Source organism: Mesorhizobium sp. (assembly GCF_024509055.1).
Lineage (GTDB): Bacteria > Pseudomonadota > Alphaproteobacteria > Rhizobiales > Rhizobiaceae > Mesorhizobium.
The window spans coordinates 1-4,479 of sequence record NZ_JANINM010000121.1 but is presented as its reverse complement, the minus strand read 5'-3'; the positions used below and the strand labels follow the sequence as shown (position 1 = coordinate 4,479).

The window sequence follows — 4,479 nt, the reverse complement described above, 5'->3', positions numbered from 1 at the left end:
AATCCTTCCAGTCGGCGCCGCGCGCGGAGAGCGAGACCGTGCCGCCGAACGTGTCCGGGTCGGGCAGTCGCAGCGATCCCTCGGTGCCGTGCAACTCGATCGGATGGTTGGAATGCTTGAACACATCCCAGGACGCGCCGAAGGTGACGGTGGCGCCCGAGCGGAATTCGAGCAGCGACAGTATGTTGGTCGGCGTGCCGACCCTGAAAGAGGTGTTCTTGAAGGGACCTTCAGCGGTAATCAGACGCTCGTCCTGGCCGCGCGTCGCCATCGCCATGACGCGTGCGACCGGGCCGAGCAGGTTGACCAGCATCGTCAGATAATAGGGACCCATGTCGAAGACCGGACCGCCGCCCGGCTGGTAGTAGAACTGCGGGTTCGGATGCCAATGCTCCATGCCGCGTCCCATCATGAAGGCGGTGCCGGTCACGACGCGGCCGATGGCGCCCTCATCCACCAGCCGGCGCGCCCGGCGCCCCGCGGCGCCGAGGAAGGTATCGGGGGCCGAACCCAGGAGCAGGCCGCGCCTTGCCGCTTCGGCGACCAGCCGGCGGCCGTCACTGGCCGAAGTGGCCAGCGGCTTCTCGGTGAAGACGTGCTTGCCGGCCGTAAGCGCCGAGTGGGTGATGTCGAAATGCGCGGAAGGGATGGTGAGGTTGAGGACGAGATCGACCTCGGGGTCGGCGAGCAAAGCTTCGACGCCGAGCGCGCGGATGCCATATTCCTTCGCCCGCAGCGCGGCCATGTCGGCGGAAATGTCGGCGCAGGCGCGCAATTCCACACCGGAAAAAAGCGCCGCGTTGCGCAGATAGGTCATCGAGATGTTGCCGCATCCGATGACCCCGATGCCGAGCTTGTTGCCTGAATTTGCTTGCATTTCCGTTCCAGCCTCCCAATGCGGCAGCGTTTGCGACGGGCCGGAGCGCGGGCGCCGGACCGATTTCGGGATTCGCTATACAGCATTTTAAATCTTGACGCGCGTAAAATTTTTATAGAGCATGTGAAAATGCTGGCGCAACATCGGAGGCCGCCAGCCTTCCAGGAGGAGAAAATGACTGACATGAAAAAACGGCCGACCGCCGACTCGAAGCCCGTGAGTCACGTGACGGTCGCGGACCGCCGGCAGTTTCTCATCGGCGCGGGCATGCTTGGCGCGGCGGCGCTCGCCGGCACCGGTCTCGGCATCCGCAAGGCACGCGCGGCGTCGCGCGCCGAAATCAGCTTCGCCAGCGCCGCCTTCTTCGGCAAGGAGACCTTCGGCGACCTGATCAAAGCCTTCAACGAGTCGCAGGACCGCATCCTCGTCAAGAACATCGAACTGCCGCCGCCGAGCTCCTCGACCGAAGTCTATCAGGGCCTGGTTCAGCAGCTCGCGCGCCGCAGCGGTACGCCGGACGTCTTCAGCCAGGACGTGATCTGGATCGCCGGCTTCGCCGCCGCCGGCTGGGCGCTGCCACTGGACGAGTATTTCCCGGCCGACAAGCGCAGCGCCTACTTTGCCGGAACGCTCGATGCCTGTACCTATGGCGGCAAGCTCACCGCCCTTCCCTGGTTCATGGATTCGGGCATGTTCTATTACCGCAAGGACGTGCTGGAAAAGCACGGCGGCAAGGTGCCGGACAACTGGGCCGACATGGCGACCCTGGCCGCCGAGGCGCAGAAGGCCGGCGACATCGATTTCGGCTATCTCTGGCAGGGCAAGCAGGCCGAAGTGCTGGTCTGCGACGCCGTCGAGATCATCACCTCCAACAACGGCGCGATCCTGGCTCCAGACGGCAAGTCCTCGCTGATCAACCAGAAGGGCGCGGTCGAGGCGATCCAGTTCCTGCACGACACCATCGCCAAGACCAAGATCAGTCCGCAGGACGTCCTGTCCTGGGACGAGGAGCCGTCCCGCCAGCCCTTCACCTCCGGCAAGGCGATGTTCATGCGCAACTGGTCCTATGTCTACCCGATCGCGCAGGATGCCAAGGCCTCGCAGGTGGTGGACAAGGTCGGCGTCGCGCCGCTGCCCGCTTTCCCGGGCGGCAAGAGCTCGGCCTGCCTCGGCGGCTACCAGCTCGGCGTCAACGCCAATTCGAAGCAGCGTGAAGCGGCGATCGAACTTCTCACCTGGCTGTCGTCGACCGAGACGCAGCACCGCATCGCGCTGAACTTCGGCCTGGCGCCGACCCGCCCGGCGCTGTTCCAGGACGCGCAGATCAAGAAGGAACAGCCTTTCATGGCGAGCCTCGAGAAGGTGTTCACCGGCGCCACCGCGCGCCCAAAGACGCCGCAATATGCCAAGGTGACGCTGGCGCTGCAGTCCGGCATCTCCAAGGCGCTGGTTTCCGGCAACGTCCAGGCCGAGATGGACGCGCTGGCCGACCAGATCAACAAGATCGTCGCCTGACCATGACCGCGGCCGCCACAGTATCAGGCGCTGGCCGGCCGCGACGGCTCGGCAGGGCGCTTCCGGGCGCCCTGTGGGCCCTGCTTCTCCTGGCGCCGGCCTTCGTGTCGCTGGCGTCGGTGTCTTTCTATCCGATCGTCAATGGTCTCTACCTCTCGCTGACCAACACCTCGCTGATCACGCAGGATCAGGACTTCACCGGCTTCGCCAATTACGTGCAGCTGTGGGGCGACGCGCAGTTCTGGAACGCGTGGTGGCATACGATGTGGTTCACCCTGGCTTCTACAGTGCTGGAGACGGTGATCGGGCTCGCCATGGCGCTGATCCTGTGCGAGGCGTTCAAGGGCCGTGGCCTGGTGCGCGCCGCGATGCTGGTGCCGTGGGCGATGCCCACTGTCGTCACCTCCAAGATGTTCGGCTGGCTGTTCGACGGCCAGAACGGCATCATCAACTACATCCTGCTGCATGCCGGGCTGATCGACCAGAACGTCAACTGGTACGGTTCGCCCCAGACGGCGATGACCACAATCATCATCGCCGACGTCTGGAAGACGACGCCGTTCATGGCGCTGCTCCTGCTTACCGGCCTGCAGACCATTCCCAATTCGCTGATCGAAGCCGCTCGCATGGACGGCGCCAAGGGCTGGATCACCTTCTGGTACATCCGCCTGCCGCTGCTGATGCCGACATTGCTGATCGCCGGCCTGTTCCGCGCGCTCGACGCCTTCCGCGTCTTCGACCTTGTCTATGTGCTGACGGGTGGCGGCCCGGCCGACTCCACCGAGACGCTGTCGACGCTGTCCTACAAGGTGCTCTTCTCGACGCTGCAGTTCGGTTACGGCTCCGCTGTCTCGACGGCGATGTTCATCACCGAAGGCGTCATCGCGCTGGTGTTCGTCCTCTACCTCATCCGCCGGATCAGGAGGACGCAATGAAGGACGCGCGTCCCCCGCTGCAGAGCTTCGCCATCTATCTCGGCGCTTTCCTGATCCTGGTCTGGTCAGGGGGACCGTTCATCTGGCAGTTCTCGACCTCGTTCCAGCTCGACAAGATGCTGACCTCGGGCTCGCCGTCGCTGATCCCGCGCCCCTTCACGCTGGAGCACTACTACAACGCCTTCGTCGAGAAGGAATTGCATCGCTATGTGTGGAACTCGCTGGTGGTGTCACTGTCGACGACGTTCCTGTGCCTGGTGGTCGGATCACTGGCGGCGTTCGCGCTCTCAAGGCTCAACGTCAAGGGCCGCTTCGGCATATTGATGGTGATCCTGTCGGTGTCGATGTTCCCGCAGATCGCGCTGGTCGGTCCGCTCTACCTTGTGGCCACCAATCTCGGCCTGCTCGACACCTACACGGCGTTGATCATCACTTACCTGGCGCTAGGCTTGCCGCTGGTCACCTGGGTGCTGTTCGGCTATTTTGAGACGCTGCCGCGCGAGATCGACGAGGCGGCGCGGATGGACGGCGTGTCCATCCCGGGCCTGCTCTGGCACATCATCCTGCCCATGTCGCTGCCCAGCCTGGTAACCACCGGCCTGCTCGCCTTCATCAGCGCCTGGAACGAGTTCCTGTTCGCGCTCGCCTTCACCTCCAATATCGACCGCCAGACGATACCCGTCGGCATCGCCAACTTCACCAACCTCTACTACGTGCCCTGGGGCGATATCGCCGCGGCCTCGGCCGTCGTCACGGTTCCGTTGATCGTGCTCGTGCTGTTCTTCCAGCGCCACATCATCGAAGGCCTGACCCAGGGTGGCATCAAGGAATGAAAGGATGAACGTGAAAGACCTCAAAGTCGGTTGCCAGACCTTCACCTGGGAAATGCTGGGAGACCGTTTCACCGGCGGCCCCGACGACCTGCTCAGGGCGATCGCCGACGGCGGTTATGCCGGCATCGAGATCACCGACACCATGATCGGCCGCTATGCCGACAGACCGTCGGAGTTCGCCGCCGCGCTGAAATCGTCCGGCCTGACGCTCGTCTCCTTCGCCTTCGGCTCGAAGAGCGGCTTTACGCTGAAGGACCAGATCGACGCCGACCTCGAGGCAGCGAAGCGCTGGATCGACTTCGCCGCCGCCTTCCCGGGC

4 protein-coding genes and 1 pseudogene are annotated in these 4,479 nt (G+C 64.1%); 4 read left to right on the top strand and 1 reads right to left on the bottom strand.

The window, feature by feature from the left end:
• Positions 1–877: Gfo/Idh/MocA family oxidoreductase (locus tag Q0L57_RS06780; protein WP_296739867.1), on the bottom strand; the 877-nt coding region annotated here is incomplete at its 3' end.
• Positions 878–1,051: 174 nt separating this feature from the next.
• Here Q0L57_RS06780 and Q0L57_RS06775 point away from each other — a divergent pair.
• From Q0L57_RS06775 to Q0L57_RS06760, 4 genes and pseudogenes are all read left to right on the top strand, one after another.
• Positions 1,052–2,392 (top strand): ABC transporter substrate-binding protein, encoded by a 1,341-nt coding sequence (locus Q0L57_RS06775; protein WP_296739866.1) that lies wholly within the window; start codon positions 1,052–1,054, stop codon positions 2,390–2,392.
• A gap of 2 nt (positions 2,393–2,394) precedes the next feature.
• The gene (locus tag Q0L57_RS06770) at positions 2,395–3,327 is read left to right on the top strand and encodes a carbohydrate ABC transporter permease (RefSeq protein ID WP_296739863.1); all 933 of its coding nucleotides are present in this window, start codon (positions 2,395–2,397) and stop codon (positions 3,325–3,327) included.
• The gene (locus Q0L57_RS06765; protein WP_296739860.1) at positions 3,324–4,160 is read left to right on the top strand and encodes a carbohydrate ABC transporter permease; all 837 of its coding nucleotides are present in this window, start codon (positions 3,324–3,326) and stop codon (positions 4,158–4,160) included. The genes Q0L57_RS06770 and Q0L57_RS06765 overlap by 4 nt, the downstream gene beginning before the upstream one ends.
• A gap of 4 nt (positions 4,161–4,164) precedes the next feature.
• A pseudogene (locus Q0L57_RS06760) lies at positions 4,165–4,479 on the top strand (sugar phosphate isomerase/epimerase); the annotation flags it as partial.